This is a genomic window from Sorangium sp. So ce119 (genome assembly GCF_051524405.1).
In the GTDB taxonomy this organism is placed as follows: Bacteria; Myxococcota_A; Polyangia; order Polyangiales; family Polyangiaceae; genus Sorangium; species Sorangium cellulosum_G.
This window is the reverse complement of the sequence record NZ_CP150310.1, coordinates 973420-988925: the sequence shown is the minus strand read 5'-3', so window position 1 is coordinate 988925 and position 15506 is coordinate 973420. Positions and strand designations below refer to the sequence as shown.

The 15506-nt window shown below is 70.9% G+C and carries 12 protein-coding genes; 1 reads left to right on the top strand and 11 read right to left on the bottom strand.

The window, feature by feature from the left end; all coding sequences use genetic code 11:
- Positions 1–166: 166 nt before the first annotated feature.
- Positions 167–634: a Tudor-knot domain-containing protein gene (locus tag WME76_RS03945; protein ID WP_061619282.1), complete on the bottom strand. Its 468-nt coding sequence runs from the start codon at positions 632–634 to the stop codon at positions 167–169.
- 148 nt (positions 635–782) lie between these two features.
- Between WME76_RS03945 and WME76_RS03940 the strand changes: the two genes are divergently transcribed.
- The gene (locus WME76_RS03940) at positions 783–1283 is read left to right on the top strand and encodes a YchJ family protein (protein ID WP_437958879.1); all 501 of its coding nucleotides are present in this window, start codon (positions 783–785) and stop codon (positions 1281–1283) included.
- 26 nt (positions 1284–1309) lie between these two features.
- On the opposite strand, the gene WME76_RS03935 is transcribed toward WME76_RS03940, so the two are convergent.
- The 10 genes from WME76_RS03935 to WME76_RS03890 form a co-directional block, all read right to left on the bottom strand.
- Positions 1310–2557: a patatin-like phospholipase family protein gene (locus WME76_RS03935; RefSeq protein ID WP_437958878.1), complete on the bottom strand. Its 1248-nt coding sequence runs from the start codon at positions 2555–2557 to the stop codon at positions 1310–1312.
- Positions 2554–3393 (bottom strand): CPBP family intramembrane glutamic endopeptidase, encoded by an 840-nt coding sequence (locus WME76_RS03930; protein ID WP_437958877.1) that lies wholly within the window; start codon positions 3391–3393, stop codon positions 2554–2556. The genes WME76_RS03935 and WME76_RS03930 overlap by 4 nt, the downstream gene beginning before the upstream one ends.
- A gap of 86 nt (positions 3394–3479) precedes the next feature.
- Positions 3480–5192, bottom strand: a complete 1713-nt coding sequence (locus WME76_RS03925; protein WP_437958876.1) for an L-aspartate oxidase — start codon at positions 5190–5192, stop codon at positions 3480–3482.
- Between the two features lie 286 nt (positions 5193–5478).
- Complete coding sequence (locus WME76_RS03920) at positions 5479–5784, bottom strand: hypothetical protein (RefSeq protein WP_437958875.1); 306 nt, start codon at positions 5782–5784, stop codon at positions 5479–5481.
- Between the two features lie 185 nt (positions 5785–5969).
- Complete coding sequence (locus WME76_RS03915) at positions 5970–6449, bottom strand: hypothetical protein (RefSeq protein WP_437958874.1); 480 nt, start codon at positions 6447–6449, stop codon at positions 5970–5972.
- A gap of 1202 nt (positions 6450–7651) precedes the next feature.
- A complete protein-coding gene (locus WME76_RS03910; protein WP_437958873.1) occupies positions 7652–9193 on the bottom strand; it encodes a PGRS family protein in 1542 nt (513 codons plus the stop codon).
- Positions 9194–9231: 38 nt separating this feature from the next.
- A complete protein-coding gene (locus WME76_RS03905) occupies positions 9232–10155 on the bottom strand; it encodes a PEGA domain-containing protein (protein WP_437958872.1) in 924 nt (307 codons plus the stop codon).
- 598 nt (positions 10156–10753) lie between these two features.
- Complete coding sequence (locus WME76_RS03900; RefSeq protein ID WP_437958871.1) at positions 10754–12376, bottom strand: hypothetical protein; 1623 nt, start codon at positions 12374–12376, stop codon at positions 10754–10756.
- Complete coding sequence (locus WME76_RS03895) at positions 12370–13401, bottom strand: PEGA domain-containing protein (RefSeq protein WP_437958870.1); 1032 nt, start codon at positions 13399–13401, stop codon at positions 12370–12372. The genes WME76_RS03900 and WME76_RS03895 overlap by 7 nt, the downstream gene beginning before the upstream one ends.
- Before the next feature lie 477 nt (positions 13402–13878).
- Positions 13879–15498 (bottom strand): hypothetical protein, encoded by a 1620-nt coding sequence (locus WME76_RS03890; protein ID WP_437958869.1) that lies wholly within the window; start codon positions 15496–15498, stop codon positions 13879–13881.
- Positions 15499–15506 lie beyond the last annotated feature (8 nt).

The window sequence follows — 15506 nt, the reverse complement described above, 5'->3', positions numbered from 1 at the left end:
CCGCCGCGCACCCGTGAGGGCGTGCCCGTGGAGGGCGTGCGGCACGCTTTGAACCTCAGCCGGGCGGACGCACTCTTGCGATCGCCCAGTCAGAAATTCGGCGCGGCTCTTAATTCGGCATCATCCCCAGCGCCAGGGGGAAAATGATTCTTCGCGATAAATTCAACTACTTGGCCTGAATCCTGGAAAGTCCGACCGTCTCGTCCCACTCCGGGCCGTAGCCGTCGTAGTGGATGCGGTAGCGCTCCTGCCCCACGATCCCGGTGACGACCGCGGGGTACATCTGCCCGTGCCACTCGACGCGCACCCTGTCGCCGATCTTGTAGACGTTCGTCTGCGACGCCTGTAGCCCCTTGCTCCGGACCTTCGGCGGCGGCGGGGGGTGGACCACGTTGCCCTCGACCAGGCCGCGGATCCGTTCACGGGGTACAACTTCATCCCAGATGTCGTCGTATCCCTGGTAGTGAACCTTGAATTTGGTCGGGCTCACCACCTCGATGATCTGGGCCGGGTAGACGTTCCCCTCCCACATCACGAGGACGGGATCGCCGATGGCGTATTGGCGCTTGCAGCCCCCCAGAACCAGGGCCAGGGCCAGGAGGAGGGCCGCAGCGTGAGCGCGCGCTGCGGGCATACGTCCCGCCCGCCTTACCGTCCCCGCCGGCGCCCTGCAAGTGGGTTCGCCCCGGGGTCGCGCCGAGCCCTTCGAGGGGGGCCGCGCGCGGCGGCGCCGCCGGCGCCGGGGCGCTGCACCGCGGCACGAACCCGTGTAGAGAACGCCCATGACCCGAGATGCTCGTCCTGGCCAGGGCACCCTCTCCCGCCCCTGCCCGTGCGGCACGGGGCGCTCGTACCGCGATTGCTGCGCCCCGTTCCATCTGGGGGATCGCGAGGCCCCCGACGCCGTGGCGCTGATGCGCTCGCGGTACGCCGCGTTCGCGGTCGGGGACGCCGCGTACCTGTGGCACACGCTGCACATGGGCCACATCGACCGCGGGCGCGACAGGGACGAGGTGCTCCGCGAGCTGAAGGTGACGATGCACCACCTCCGGTACCGGGGCCTGAAGATCCTCGACAGCACGCAGGGCGGCAGCTCCGCGTCGGTGCTGTTCCTCGCCCAGATCTTCGAGGCGGGCGCGGATCGCTCGTTCATCGAGCTCTCCGACTTCCTCCACGACGGCGAGGGCTGGCGCTACCTACACGGCGTCGCGGTCCCCCGGGCCCGCGTCAACGTCCCGGCCGAAACGCTGACGATCGCCCTGTTCTCGTCGCTCGCCGGCTGAGGCGTCCCCGGCCGGCTGCGTCGGCCTCAGCCGGCGGACGGGCTCGATGTCCGGGCCTCGTGCCAGCCCATCGCCTCGACGACGGCGCGGTTCTTCTCCATCCACAGCGCGATGCGCTCGCGCGTCGTGCGGTAGGCGTACTCCAGGATGGCGCGCCGCGCGCGCAGGTTGGCCGGGTTGTGGAGGAACAGCATCGCGTCGTTCGGCGCGGGCTCGAGCACGAGGACCTGCATCCTGCCCTCGGCGAGCGTCTGCCCGACCGCCTGGTGGAGCCGGGTGTGCGCGCCGATGCGCATCGCCTGGTTGAAGATCCAGAGCATGCCCTTGTCGCGCACGCTCTCGCGCACGCCGTGCCCGGTCGGGACGGGGCGGTGCGCGGTGGAGACGGGCACGAGCGGGCTCACGACGATCGTGAGATCCGCGCCGGCGTCCTGCGCGAGATCGAGGTGCGCCACGTGCCCGAGCCCGCCGTCGAGGTAGTGGCGATGGTCGATGCGCACCGGCGAGAAGAACAGCGGGAGCGCGAGCGACGCCGCGCAGGCGAGCGACACGGGGACGTCGTCGAGCCCCTCGGCGCCGAAGACCACGCGCTCGCCCGAGTCGAGGTCGTGCGTCGGGATGCGCAGCGTCCGCGGCATCGCGCGGAACGAGTTCGGGATGCCGCGCCGCAGGAAGAACTCGGCGAGGAACCGCTCGTAGCGATCGAGCCGGAAGAGGCCAGCGGGGAGCGAGTCGTTGAAGCGATCGAGCTGCTCGAAGAGGTACTGCTGCGCCGGCGCGTTCGGCGTCGCGTCGCCCCGGGTCGTGAGCCGGACGATCGCGTGGCGGAGCGCGACCATGCTGGTGCTGAGCGCGCGCCGCCACTCGCCGACGTCGATCTGGAGCAGGTGGCCACGCTCCAGCGGGAAGAAGTTGTCGACCGGATCGAGCAGCGCGCGGTACAGCCGCTCGGTCGGGATGCCGCCGGCCAGGGCCGACGCCACCGCGGCGCCGCTGCCGTGCCCGATGTAGAGCGAGAAGCTCTGGTTGTCGATCCCCTCGACCCCGTCCTCGAGCGCCGCGAGCGCGCCGATCTGGTAGAGCGCGCCCGTCAGGCCGCCCCCCGGCAGGCAGAGGCTGACGCGGGCCCGCCGCGCCCCGCCGCGCGGGGCGGCGCGCCCCTCGCCGTTGCCCTCCACGGTCACGGTCTGCGGGGCGCGGCCGTCGCCGTCCCCCGCTGCGATCTGCGCGGTTCGGCTCGCGCCGCCGCCTTGGCTCTCGACAGCCGGCATCATGAGAGGTCCTTTTCCCTCGCGCGCGCTGCCCCCTCGGCGCGGTTGCCGAGGGCGCAGGCGAGCGCGATCAACACGAGCGCGCAGGCGGAGCTCGCCGCCACGAGCCACCCCGGCATCGCCGTGGTCTCGGGCAGCGCCGCGCCTGCGGCGGCGGGCACTTCGTTGACGGAGCCCGCGTCCGCCGCGGTGAGGAGCGCGAAGCACTGGATGGCGTTGTAGGTCGCGTGCAGCAGGATGGACGGCGCGAGCGAGCCGCTCGCGACCCGGAGGACGCCGAGGGCGACGCCGAAGATCCCGATCGGCAGGAACTTCTGCCACTCGACGTGGGCCACCGCGAAGAGCGCGGCCGTTGTCGCGATGACGAGCGGGGCGCCGTGCTTCCAGCGCATCGGGCGGGCGAGCGCGCCGCGGAAGAAGACCTCCTCCAGCGCCGGGCCGAGCGCGATGAAGATGAGGCCGAGGGCGGCGCGCTCGACCGCGCTCGCCTCGACGAAGACCCGGACGAGCTCCGCGTCGTTGATCCCCGACGGCCAGCGCCGCTCGATCAGCTCGTAGAGGGCGGCGATCGGCCCCTCGAGCGCGAAGCCGAGCGCGACCGCGAGCGGGTAGAACGCCGCGTGCGTCCTGCGCAGCCCGACGAACTCGCGGATCGACGCGCGCGGCGCGTGGAGCTGGAGCACGCCGAAGAGCCCGAGCAGGTACGCCGCGGCCTGGCACGCGAAGCTGCTGACGACGTCGAGCTCCGGCGCCGGGCGGAACGAGGCGATGACGCCGAGCAGCCACAGGAACAGGAAGGTGACGCCCGCGACCCAGCCGACGGCCGCGACGACCGACATCGGTCGCTCCGCGTCGCCTCTCTGGAAGATCGGGCCGGGCCCTCCGTCGCCGGGCGGAGGCTCGGGGGAGCCGCGCGATGGATCGGTCATCGTCCTCGCAGATAAGGCAGGACGCCCCGCTTCACGACCGTGTCCGTGGAGAGGCGGTCGTCCGTCCCCGGGTAGTCGATGGTCGTGTGCAGCCCGCGGCTCTCGTGCCGGGCGGAGGCGCAGCCGACGATGAGCTCGGCGATGGTCGCGATGTTGCGCAGCTCGAGCAGGTCCCGGGTGACCAGGTGCTTCCAGTAGTACTCGCGGATCTCCTCCTGGAGCAGGGAGATGCGCCGGGCGGCGCGCCGGAGGCGGGCGTCGGACCGGACGATGCCGACGTAGTTCCACATGGTCCGGCGCAGCTCGTCCCAGTTGTGGGCGACGACGACCTCCTCGTCGCTCGCGACCGCGTTGCCGACCTGCCACTCGGGCACCTGGGGGAACGGGCTCTGCCGGAGCTCGTCGATCTGGGTCGAGAGGCGCGCGGCCGCGCGGTGGCCGAAGACGAGCCCCTCGAGCAGCGAGTTCGAGGCGAGCCGGTTCGCGCCGTGGAGCCCCGTGCACGTGCACTCGCCGATCGCCCAGAGCCCGGGGATGGTCGTCCTGCCGTAGAGGTCGGTGGTGATGCCGCCGCACATGTAGTGGGCGGCCGGCACGACGGGGATCGGCTGCGTGGTGATGTCGATGCCGTAGCGGAGGCACTGCGCGTGGATGGTCGGGAAGTGCTCGCGGACGAAGCTCGCCGGCCGGTGGGTGATGTCGAGCAGCACGTAGTCCGAGCCGGTGCGCTTCATCTCGAAGTCGATCGCGCGCGCCACGATGTCGCGCGGCGCGAGGTCCTTGCGCGGGTCGTGGTCGGCCATGAAGGCCGTGCCGTCCGGCAGCCGGAGGATGGCGCCCTCGCCGCGCAGCGCCTCGCTGACGAGGAAGCTCTTCGCTTCCGGGTGGAACAGGCAGGTCGGGTGGAACTGGTAGAACTCCATGTTCGCGATCTCGGCGCCGGCCCGGTAGGCCATGGCGACGCCGTCGCCGGTCGCGACGTCGGGGTTCGTCGTGTAGAGGTAGACCTTGCCGGCGCCGCCGGTCGCGAGCACGGTCGCCCGGGCGAGGTAGGTCTCGACGACGTGCGGCTTCGAGGCCGGGCGGTGGCGGGTCGCGGGCCGCTCCGACTCGGGCGGCCGCGGCGCTCCGCGGTTGAGCGCGGCGTCGGTCTCGTCGAGCACGTAGGCGCCGGCGCAGATGTCCGGCCCGCCGAAGCGGGAGAGCGGGATCAGGTCGATGGCGGTGTGGTGCTCGGCGAAGCGGATGTTCGGGTTCTGCCGGGCCTGCTCGAGGAGCGCGCGCTCGATCTCGAGGCCGGTGGCGTCCGCGGCGTGCACGATGCGGCGCGCGGAGTGCCCTCCCTCGCGGCCGAGGCGCACCTGGCCGTTCTCGTGATCGAACTGGGCGCCCCGCGCGATGAGCTCGCGCACCCGCTCGGGCCCTTCCCGCGCGCAGATCTCGACGACCACCTCGTGACAGAGGCCCGCGCCCGCCTCGAGCGTGTCGGCGATGTGCGCCTCGGCGCTGTCATCCGGGGCGAAGACCGCGGCGATGCCGCCTTGCGCGTACTTCGTGTTGGATTCGTCGCGCGACCGCTTGGTGACGACGATCACCTCACCGTGCTCGGCCGCCTCCAGGGCGAATGTAAGGCCCGCTACACCGCTGCCGATGACGAGGAAATCGGTCGTTATCGCCACGGCCCGGAGGGTAGCAGGAGCGAGGCGCATGAAGGTAGGCCGTGGTGGGCCTCCTGCGCGTGACGGCGCCGGAGCGCGACGGCGCAGCCGCCGCCGGGCGCTCGGGCGGGCGGGCGCCGCGCTCGGGGTGGAGCGCCGGCGACCTGGCGCGAGGGCGTCGGCGGCGCGCTGGGTCCTCTCATGGCGGGGCGCACACCGGAGGCCCGGTATGGATGGCCGGCGCGGGCTCATCGCGAGCACAACGTCGGCGATGGGGGGTCGCGAGCAGCACGCGGTCAGCGCGCGCGTGGGCTGGCCGCGGAGCAGGGCGCTTCGCTCACGGATCGTCGAGCCCGAGGCGAGATGGTCGCACGAGCTTCAAGTGCGTGGGCTTGCCGTGGTGGGAGTCCTTGCGCCGCTGTTCATCCGTCGAGGAGGTGTCCTTCGCTCGGTCGAGGCCGAGCAGGAACCTGGGGCGTACCCCGGAGGGCGGCGCGAGCTCTTCCACCGTCTCGCCGCGAGCGGCGCGCCCGGCCATGCACTGCTCGCAACACCGCTCCGGGTCCCAGTCGATGTCCTCGAGGCCAAACTCCCGTACCCAGGCCCGCTCCCACTTCCCCATCTGGCGGAGACAGGGGCGCACGCGAGAGGGAGGACTCTCATCTCGGCGGGATTTCCGGCGCATCGGCGAGGGTGCTCCTTGGCAGCGGATATCGCTGATTCTGCCAATCAAGGAGGAGCTCGCCAAGCGCTTTCTCGCAGCCCCCGTCCGGCGAGCGTCGCCCAGCCTTCATAGGTTACGTCCACCAGAGTCAGATTATCACCAAATCATCGGAGCCGTCGCTGTCCGCGATGTGCGACGCCGCACGCGCGTGCGGCGGTGGCGCTGCCCCCGGCGCGCGCCAGCACGCATGTCACGAGCTGGGCTTCGCCGCTCTCCCGGGCGCAGTCCGTCAGCAGACTCGCGGCGAGGCGCAGATCACGATGGGCGGCGAGGATCCCTGCCATGCGGTGCTCCGGGACAGCACGCCAGAGCTCCTCCGAGCACACGAGGAAGAGATCACCTGGCGCGGTGCTTTCGATCTGGGTCTTCATCCCCACGGCGGCCTCGCAGCCGAGCGCACGCGCCGCCGTTGTCGCATGCTGCGCCAAGGCGGCCTGTGCATCCGCCGAGCAGCCTCCGGCGCACGCGAGCTCGTCGAGCGGCCCGACATCCCGCGCTCGTCGCTCCAGCTTTCCGCCTCGCAACCTGTACACGCGCCAACCGGCGGCGTACGCGGCGTAGACCGCGCCGGGCGCGAGCAGCACCCCAGCGAAGCTCGAAGATCCGCTGGGCTGTCCTGCACCTATGGCAGCGCCGTCGTGGCGGCCAGGGTCCGCCCGCCGCACGCTCGTGAGCAGCCGTACCTCATCATGTTCTTGGGGCGGAGGCGCTTCGTCAGGCCGCCCGTCCCTTGCATTCACCACGTCGCTGCACGCAGACACCGTCTCGATGGCCGTGCGGCACGCGGCCTCTCCGGCGACGCCACAGGTCACCAGGAACAGCCCCAGACAAGGCAGTGCGCCGGAGCGCTCCTCATTGCTCGTACGACGCATCGACACAGGGGCTTCCGCTCCTGCCTCGATGGCGAACGTTGGACACACCATCATCCACCTCGCACGCTCGTCCCAGGGGCGAGCCGAGTCAGGGCACACCACGGCAGCGGTGCACCGGATCCTACTCTGTAGCGCCGCACACGACCCAGGCGCCGTGCGTCGTCAGCGCGCCAGGGCCATCAACGCCTCTTCGATCGCTCCGGCACCTGGGCGTGTCGCTCACACGCTCAAGATTCCTCGCGTTCGACACACGGCGAGCGCACGAGTTTCAGCCGCGTCACCTTGCCGCCGCGCTGGCTCCGCCTCGCCGGACCACCCGCCCTGGATGAAGCCCTCGCCCAGCCAGGGCTCAGCATCGGCTTCGGTCGGCTCCCCGACGGCGGCACAGGCTCCTCCACCGCCTCTCCACGAGCCGCTCGCTTCGCGAGGCAGTGCTCGCAACACTGCTCAGGATCCGACGGGAGGTCATCGAGGCCGAGCTTCCGTACCCGCATCCGCTCCCACTCGCTCAGCCCACGCAGGCTTGGGCGCCGGCGAGTAGGGTGGGAGGTCGTCTCGGCGGGACTTCCGGCGCGTCGGCATGGCTGCTCCTTCGGATCGGGCAGCGCTGATTCTGCCAACGCCGGAAGAGCCCGCCAAGGGGTCTCTTCCAGTAATCGTTGCTCTTTCGTTGGTTTACGACCAGTCCTGTCGACTTGTCACCAGATCGTACGGTGGCGCTCCCTTTCCGCGATTCTCGCCAGGATCGAACTTCCTGCTAACCCCGCTCGATCCGATTGACACCTCGCCCCCTCTCTCCCGACGCGCCTCATCCACCTGCGATCGCACCTCGCGCGATCGGCAGCACCTCCTCCTGTCTCGTCCGCCGCGCGGGCGACGCCCTCCACGGCGCCGCCCGCTGCTTCACCCGTCGCTTACTCAAACTGCTGCTCCTCCGCCGCCACGCCCTCGGCGCCTGCATTCTCCGCCACGTTGCTGCTTCCGCCGGGCCCTCCCGCGCCCGCCGTGCCGGGCGTCAGCGTCGTCTGCCCTTCCTGCTTCACCACCTCGCCCCGGTACGCAATTGCAAGCGACGGCCCGCCGAGACCCCCTCCTCCGGGGCCGCCGTTGCCTCCCTGGCCTCCCTTCCCTCCATCGCACGCAGCTTTGGAGCCGCCCATCCCCGTGCCTCCGACTCCGCCTGGACCTCCGAGCCCGCCCGGCTGCAGGTCACCGCCTGCACCCCCCTTGCCTCCGTTGCCCGCCTTCAGGACGCAGTCCTTCAGCGTCACCTTCGCTTCCGCGCTCGCCAGCGCGATGCTCGCGCCGCCGGCTCCGCCGCCCTGGCCAGGCAGCCCGCCGCAGCCGCCAGGTCCGCCACTGCCCCCGCTCGCTCCGGCGCCCGCTACGCCGCCTCGGCAGATCGCCGCGCCCCCCTTCGCGCCTCCGCCGCCGCCGCCGCCTTGCCCAGGCTTGCCCGCTTCACCGGCCCCGCCGCTCACGCCCGTGTAGCCGGATGAGCTCAGCGCGCCGAGGCCGCTCGCGGCGAGGCCGGCTTCGCCGGGGGCGCCGTTGTCGCCGCCTTGGCCTGTGCCACCAGCGGCGCAGCTCCATTCGCCTGCAGCGGGCTCGCCAGCGCCTGCTGCGCCGAGCCCGCCTGGCTCTCCGATCTGTCCACTGCCACCGTTGTTCACCCTGCCATCGCCCCCCTCTCCGCCGATGGACAAGGCGCCGCCACACGCGTTCTCGACCTGTGCACCACCCGGTAGCGCCTCATCGGGCGCTCCTGACGTATCCAGATCGCTGCACGCGTTCGTTCCGGCATTCCCAGGCGACGCCTGCGCCGGCACTTCGCTCGGCGCATCCTCTCCCTCCGCGCCGTCTGCCCCATCGCCGGCGATCAGCTCGCACCGCACCAGCTCCGCCTCCGCGCCGTCCACCACCACCGCAATCGACGACGCTCCGGGCGCCTGCGCATCCGCCGCGTGCACCGACACGTCCTCGATCCTCACCGTGCCCTCGCCCTGCATCACTTGGAGCGCGATCGCCTCCTCGCCGGGCGCCACGACCGTCTTCGCCGTCTCACCGATCCAGCGCCACCCGTTCGCGCAGTCGAGCCCACCGAAGAGCTCGATGCCGACTGGCACTTCGATCGCCTCCTCGAACATTTCGGCGCACGCATAGGCCGCCGTCCCCTTGTCCGCGGCGCGCCGGAGCGCCTCGGCAAGCGTCGCGACCGGCTCGGCCCGGGTACCTGCATTGTCGTCATTGCCAGCCGACGCCACGAACACGCCGCACGTGTCATCGACAGCGCCGTCGATCTCGCTCGGCACGCACCCCGAAGGCACGACCTCGCTGCCTCTTCCCCGGTATTTCTCGCACGTGAGCATGATCTCGCAGTCGTTCTCGATGTGGTACCAAAGCCCGTCGCAGCCGCTGGCGATCAACGCGACAACGACAGTTGACCCCAGCAGCATTCGCCTGAACGTTCTCATGGGTCGGTTTACGGATCGGCTCACCATGCGCTCACCATCACAAAGCCGACGCCGTCGACGCGCGGCTCCGGAACCACAAACAGTGCTGTAGCCTTCTCCGCGTTTCTCGTTGGCCACAGGGCATACGTCAGGGCGGCCGTCGCGAGCACCCCCGACGCGATGTAGCTGCCCAACGCGACGTCCCCCAGGCGCCCGGCGCGCTCCCCTGTGCGATGGAGCTCAGCGCATTGTCCTGCGAACGACGGCGACGCCAAGCACCCCCCGCCTGCGGCGAAGATCTTGCCCTGTTGGGCGCGCGCCTCCGAGTTCGCGTTGTTCGACGCAACCGTCATCCCGATCCCCACCCCGAGCCCCACGGCGCTCGCCGCCCCCAGCGCGATCACCGGCACCCAGTTCCTCTTCTCCGGCAGCGGCTGCGGCTCTACCGGGCCCGCCGGCTGCCCCGCCACGGGCCCTCCGGCCCCCGCCCCCGTCGCGCTCCCGCCCCCCACCGGCGTCGTTCCTGCCGCCGTCGGCCCCTCGCTCTTCGCCAGCGCCAGCGCCAGCTTCACCTCGGCCGTCCCGCCCTTCGCCACCGCCACTGTCTGGCTCGCCGGTGCATACCCCGCCTGCCGCGCCTCCACCCGGTGCTCGCCTGGCTCCACGAACACCTCTCCTTCCAGCGGCGCCCGGCCCACCGCCTTGCCGTCCACCACCACCTCCGCTCCCGCGACTCCCACCGTCACCGCAACGCCACCCACCTGCGCTCGCGACTCCGCAAATCGCTGCTCCGCCGTCGGCTTCAGCTTCGCCACCGTCTTGACCAGCGGCCAGTGCCTCAGCGCAAACGAGAGATACTGCGCCGCTTCCCGGTGCTTCTTCAGCTGGTACTTCGTGTTCCCGAGGTTGTACGCCACGTCGAACGTCGGGTTCAGCTCCCACGCTGACTCGAGCTCCGCCTCCATATACGGATCGGACACCGTCGCAACCGACGAGCTGCGCTCAGCGCCCCACGCAACGCCCACAGGTGTGCAGCACAGGACGACAGCGACAAGCAAGCTGCCCACCCCCGGCCCGTGCTCGGCGCTTCGCGCCTGCGCGCGGTCCGCCCCTCCCAAGTCCCGCGCTACGCGCGGGACGGGAGGGGTTCCAGGATCACCGGCCGCTCCCGAGCATGCGCTGCGGCGCATCCGCCCGGTCACGGCCACGGCTCGCGGGCTCGTCGCCACGAAAGAGCGATCTGCTGCTGGGCTGCCTTCAGCAAGCGTCGGATAACATCCGCGCTCGCGGCCCGACTGCAGAAGGGTTCAGCAGATCTACGGCCCATCCGCCCGCGCCTTGGGCATTCCACTCTGGGGTGGCGAGGTTGTCAGCGCCGGGCAGCCCCCCGTGCCGCGTTTCCGCGACAAAAGAATCCCTACCACCCCGGCGCGGGGTGCGTCCAAGCATTTCTTGTCTCCTCCTTCAGCTCAGCCTCTCGCGGAGCACAGCACTCGTCCGTTGCCCCTCCGCATTGCGCTCAGCTATCAATAATTCTCAATCATCCTCACGGCACTGCTTACTTCACTGGCCGCAGCTCGCATTACCCGTGAAGTCCCAACATTCTCCGCTCACGCCCACCTCGCCGGCATTTCCACCCGGCGCCGTGCCTCCGCCCTCGCCCGCTGTGCCCCCCATGAAGTTCGCCAGCGTTACCGCAGCTCCCGGCGCCGCCGCGTACGCGAGCCCCACCGCATGACCGCCTCGGCCACCGGCTCCGGCGCCGCCCATGCCTCCCTGACCGCCATCGCCGCCTCGGCAGCCGATGGATCCACCAAGGGGCGAAGCGGTACCTCCGGTCGCGCCGCTGCCTCCAGCGGCTCCGCCTCTCCCGCCGGCTCCGTTGCCCCCGTTGCCCGCCTTGCCCACCGCGACCGTCACCTCTGTCAGCACCAGCTTCGTCCCAAGGCTCACGATACCGAGGCTTGACCCCCCGGCCTTCCCGCCTCCGCCTCCCTTGCCGCCGCAACCGCCGGCGCCGCCTCCGCCGCCGCTCGCGCCAACGCCATCGACGAGAGTTGGACCGAGCGAGCAGAACATTCCCGCCTTGGCCCCACCGCCGCCACCGCCCCCCTGACCCTTCTTCCCCGTTGTGCCTGTTCCACCGTCGCCGCCCGTGACGCCGGCCAGCGTCAGCGTCGTGTCGCTGCCGGCGATTCCGGCGTCGCCTGAAGCTCCAGGCGCACCGGGCTCTCCCTGCCGGCAATTGCCACCGGTCTGTCCAATTCCTCCGATCCCGTACCCATCGGGGTTCGGCTCCGGCAACGGCGCACCGTCCTCCCCGCGCGCCCCGTTGCCCTCCTCCGTCCCCGTGATCCCCCCGGTCCCGCCGTCTCCCCCGCGCGTCTCGCCGTCCTCACATATCGTCGTGCCTGCGGTCCCGCCGATGACCAGGTTCGGCGCCGCGCACGCATTCGACGGCCGCGTCTGCTCCGTGTCTGGTGCGCTGGCTCCCGCCTGCGGCGCCTGCGTCGGTGTCTCGCCGCTTGCACCGTCCATCGCATCGCCAGCCGTCACGTCCACCTGCGCAAGCTCCGCCTCGACGTCCGCCACCGTTACGCCGATTGACGACCCGCCAGGCTCCGTCGCGCTCGCCGCGCGGATCGAAAAGCTCCTCAGCTTCGCCCCGCTCGCGCCTTCCGTCATCGTAAGCGCCACCGCGCCCGCCGGTCCCTCGATGGCGCTACGCGCCTCTTCGCTCCACGTCCACTCCGCCTTGCAGTCGAAGCCCCCAATCACCTCGACTCCAGCCTCGATCGTCACGCTCTCCCCGAACGCCCCGCTCGCGCACGCCAGCACCCGCTTGCCGTTCGCCTTCGCAACCGCCTCCGCGAGCGACGCGTACGGCTTCGCCTTCGTCCCGTCTCCCCCCGCTTCCGCCATCGCGCTCGCGAACACCGCGCACTCGTCCGTCACCGTGCCAGCGTTTTGCGTTGGGTCCGCGTCGCACTCGGGGTTCGGTACACTGCCGCCTGTGCCATCCCACAACCCGCGGTGGTGTTCACACATCAGGGTGAACTCGCAGTCCTCCGCGACGTTGCTCCACACCGTATCGCAACCGGCGGAGCAAACGACAAACCCCAAGGAGCACAGCTGCAAGCGCAATCGATTCCTCTTCATCGCACCCTCGCGTCGGCTCTTCACCATGCCCCCTGCACCACAATTCCCCCGTAACCGACCTGCGTTTCGGGCAGGACACGTACCTTGCCTGACGCCTTCGTCCCCGGGCGCGGCCACAGCGCGTAGGTCACGGCAGCAATGGCCAGCACTCCCGACGCCGTGTACGCCACGGTGGCTGCACGCCCGAACGTGTCGACACGCGAAGCCGTCGATCGGAGATCAGCGCACGCTTGACTGTATGCAGCCGGTGCATCCGGGCAGCCACCACCCGCCTTGAGGATCGCATCCGCTTGCGCGTGCCCATCGGCGCTCGCGTTGTTCGACGCCACCGTCATCCCGATCCCCACGCCGAGCCCCACCGCGCTCGCCGCTCCCAGCGCGATCACCGGCACCCAGCTCCTCTTCTCCGGCACCGGCTGCGGCTCCACTGGCCTCGCAGGCGGCTGCCCCACCACCGGCCCTCCGGCACCCGCCCCCGTCGCGCTCCCGCCCCCCACCGGCGTCGCTCCGGCCGCCGTCGGCCCCTCGCTCTTCGCCAGCGCCAGCGCCAGCTTCACCTCGGCCGTCCCGCCCTTCGCCACCTGCACCGTCTGGCTCGCCGGTGCATACCCCGCCTGCCGCGCCTCCACCTCGTGCTCGCCTGGCTCCACGAACACCTCTCCTCCCAGCGGCGCCCGGCCCACCGACTTGCCGTCCACCAGCACCTCCGCTCCCGCGACACCCACCGTCACCGCAACACCACCCACCTGCGCCCGCGACTCCGCAAACCGCTGCTCTGCTGTCGGCTTCAGCTTCGCCACGCCCTTCAGCAGCGGCCAGTGTCTCAGCGCGAACGACAGGTACTGCGCTGCTTCTCGGTACTTCTTCAGCTTGTATTCCGTGTTCCCGAGGTTGTACGCCACATCGAACGTAGGGTTCAGCTCCCACGCCGACTCAAGCTCCGCCTCCGCATACGGATCTGACACCGTGGCAGACGACGAGCTGCGCTCAGCGCCCCACGCAACGAGCATCGGTGTGCAGCACAGGACGACAGCGACAAGCAAGCTGCCCACCCCCGGCCCGTGCTCGGCGCTTCGCGCCTGCGCGCGGTCCGCCCCTCCCAAGTCCCGCGCTACGCGCGGGACGGGAGGGGTCCCCGAAGCGCCGCTGGCTCTCGAGCCAGCGAGGCCGCGTATCCGCTCGTCCGCGGCCACCGCTCGCCACCTCTTCGCCGCGTAAAAGCGATCTGCTGCCGGGCTGCCTTCAGCGACCGTCGGATAACATCCGTGCTCGCGGCCCGACGCAGAAGGGTTCAGCAGATCTCCGGTCCGTCCGCCCGCGCCTTGGGCATTCCACGCTCTGGTGGCGAGGTTGTCAGCGCCGGGCAGCCCACCGTGCCGCGTTTCCGCGACAAAGCAGCCCCTATCACCCCGGCGCGGGGTGCGTCCAATCATTTGTTGTTGTCTCCTTCAGCTCAGCAGCTCACGAGCCGTGGACCTCGTACTTGACCAAGTACATTCCGCTAAGTGCATCGGAATTGTCACACAACCTCATCGCCCTGCTGACTGCCCGCAGCTCTCGTTGGTCGCAAAGCTCCAGCAGACACCGCTCGCACCTTGGGCGCCGTTGTTCTCGTTGCTCTGCTCCGAGCCTCCAGGTCCAGCGCTGCCACCGTCGCCGGCTGTGCCCATGGTGAACTCCATCACCATCAGCTCCACTGCGGCGGTCGGCGCCGCCGCGTACGCGAGCCCCACCGCATGACCGCCTCGGCCGCCGGCTCCGGGGCCGCCCATGCCTCCTTGACCCCCTCGTCCGCCATCGCAGCCGGCCGAGCCGCCATTGGGCGACGGCGTTCCGCCCGTCGCGCCGCTGCCGCCGAGCGCTCCGCCTCGACCGCCGGCTCCGTTGCCCCCCTTGCCCGCCTTGCCCACTGCGACGGTCACCTCCGTCAGCACAAGCTTCGTCCCAAGGCTCACGATCCCGATGCTCGACCCGCCGGCCTTCCCGCCTCCGCCTCCCTTGCCGCCGCACCCGCCCGCACCGCCTCCGCCTCCGCTCGCGCCGGGGCCCGCCACGGTGTTCGCGCCCGCCACGCAGAACAGGCCAGCCTTCGCACCGCCGCCGCCACCTCCCCCTTGACCTCGCTTCCCGGTTGTGCCGCTGCCTCCGTCGCCGCCCTCGATACCGGCCAGTGTCAGCAGCGTACCATTGCCGGGGTCACCGGCTTTACCAGCATCGCCGCTCTTGCCGTTCGCACCGGCCTCGCATTCGCCAGCGGCATCCGTTTGCCCCGTGCCTCCGATCCCCCTGTTGTTCGGGTTCGGCTCCGGCATCGGCGCACCATCTGCTCCCTTCAGCCCGTTGCCCTCCTCAGTCCCCGTGATCCCGCCGAGCCCTCCGGCGCCCCCGCGTGTCTCGCCGTCCTCGCACGCCGTCACGCCGGGATCGCCACCGTATACGAGCTCGTCCCGTGCACACGCCGCCGATGCACTCGTCATCGGCGCGCCCGCCCCGACCTGCGGTGCCTCCGTCGGCGTCTCGCCGTTCACGCCGGCCATTCCATCGCCCGCGGTCACATCCACCTGCGTCAGCTCCGCCTCGACGTCCGCGACTGCCACGCCGATCGACGACCCGCCCGGGTCCGTTGCGCTCGCCGCGGTCACCGCGAAGCTCCTCACCTTCGCTCCGCTCGCAGCTTCGCCTAGCGTGAGCGCGATCTGGTTCGCGGGCGCCTCGATCCCGCTCCGCGCCTCCTCGCTCCACGTCCACTCCGCCCCGCAGTCGAAGCCGCCGATCACCTCGATTCCCGCGGCAATCGTCACGCTCTCCGCGAACGGCTCGGTCGCGCACGCAAGCACCCTCTTACCGTTCGCGTTCGCCACCGCCTCCCCGAGCGACGCGTACGGCTTCGCCTTCGTCCCGTCTCCCCCCGCTTCCGCCGTCGCGCTCGCGAACACCGCGCACTCGTCCGTCACCGTGCTCGCGTTCTTCGTCGGATCTGCCTCGCATGCGGGGTTCGGCGTGCTGCCACCTGTACCGTCGAGAAAATGAGGACACGTGAGCAGGAACTCGCAGTCGTTGTCGAGCCCGATCGATAGATAGTCGCAGCCGCTCGCAATCACCGATGCGGCGCTCCAGCTCATCAACCACGTCAGCCGCCTGTTCTTCATTGTGCTCA

What these genes read in the sequence shown, in the direction of transcription:
- WME76_RS03945 (WP_061619282.1), bottom strand. Translation starts at nt 634, where the DNA reads ATGCCCGCAGCGCGCGCTCACGCTGCGGCCCTCCTCCTGGCCCTGGCC.
- WME76_RS03940 (WP_437958879.1), top strand. Translation starts at nt 783, where the DNA reads ATGACCCGAGATGCTCGTCCTGGCCAGGGCACCCTCTCCCGCCCCTGC.
- WME76_RS03935 (WP_437958878.1), bottom strand. Translation starts at nt 2,557, where the DNA reads ATGATGCCGGCTGTCGAGAGCCAAGGCGGCGGCGCGAGCCGAACCGCG.
- WME76_RS03930 (WP_437958877.1), bottom strand. Translation starts at nt 3,393, where the DNA reads ATGTCGGTCGTCGCGGCCGTCGGCTGGGTCGCGGGCGTCACCTTCCTG.
- WME76_RS03925 (WP_437958876.1), bottom strand. Translation starts at nt 5,192, where the DNA reads ATGCGCCTCGCTCCTGCTACCCTCCGGGCCGTGGCGATAACGACCGAT.
- WME76_RS03910 (WP_437958873.1), bottom strand. Translation starts at nt 9,193, where the DNA reads ATGCTGCTGGGGTCAACTGTCGTTGTCGCGTTGATCGCCAGCGGCTGC.
- WME76_RS03905 (WP_437958872.1), bottom strand. Translation starts at nt 10,155, where the DNA reads ATGGAGGCGGAGCTCGAGTCAGCGTGGGAGCTGAACCCGACGTTCGAC.
- WME76_RS03900 (WP_437958871.1), bottom strand. Translation starts at nt 12,376, where the DNA reads ATGGTGAAGAGCCGACGCGAGGGTGCGATGAAGAGGAATCGATTGCGC.
- WME76_RS03890 (WP_437958869.1), bottom strand. Translation starts at nt 15,498, where the DNA reads ATGAAGAACAGGCGGCTGACGTGGTTGATGAGCTGGAGCGCCGCATCG.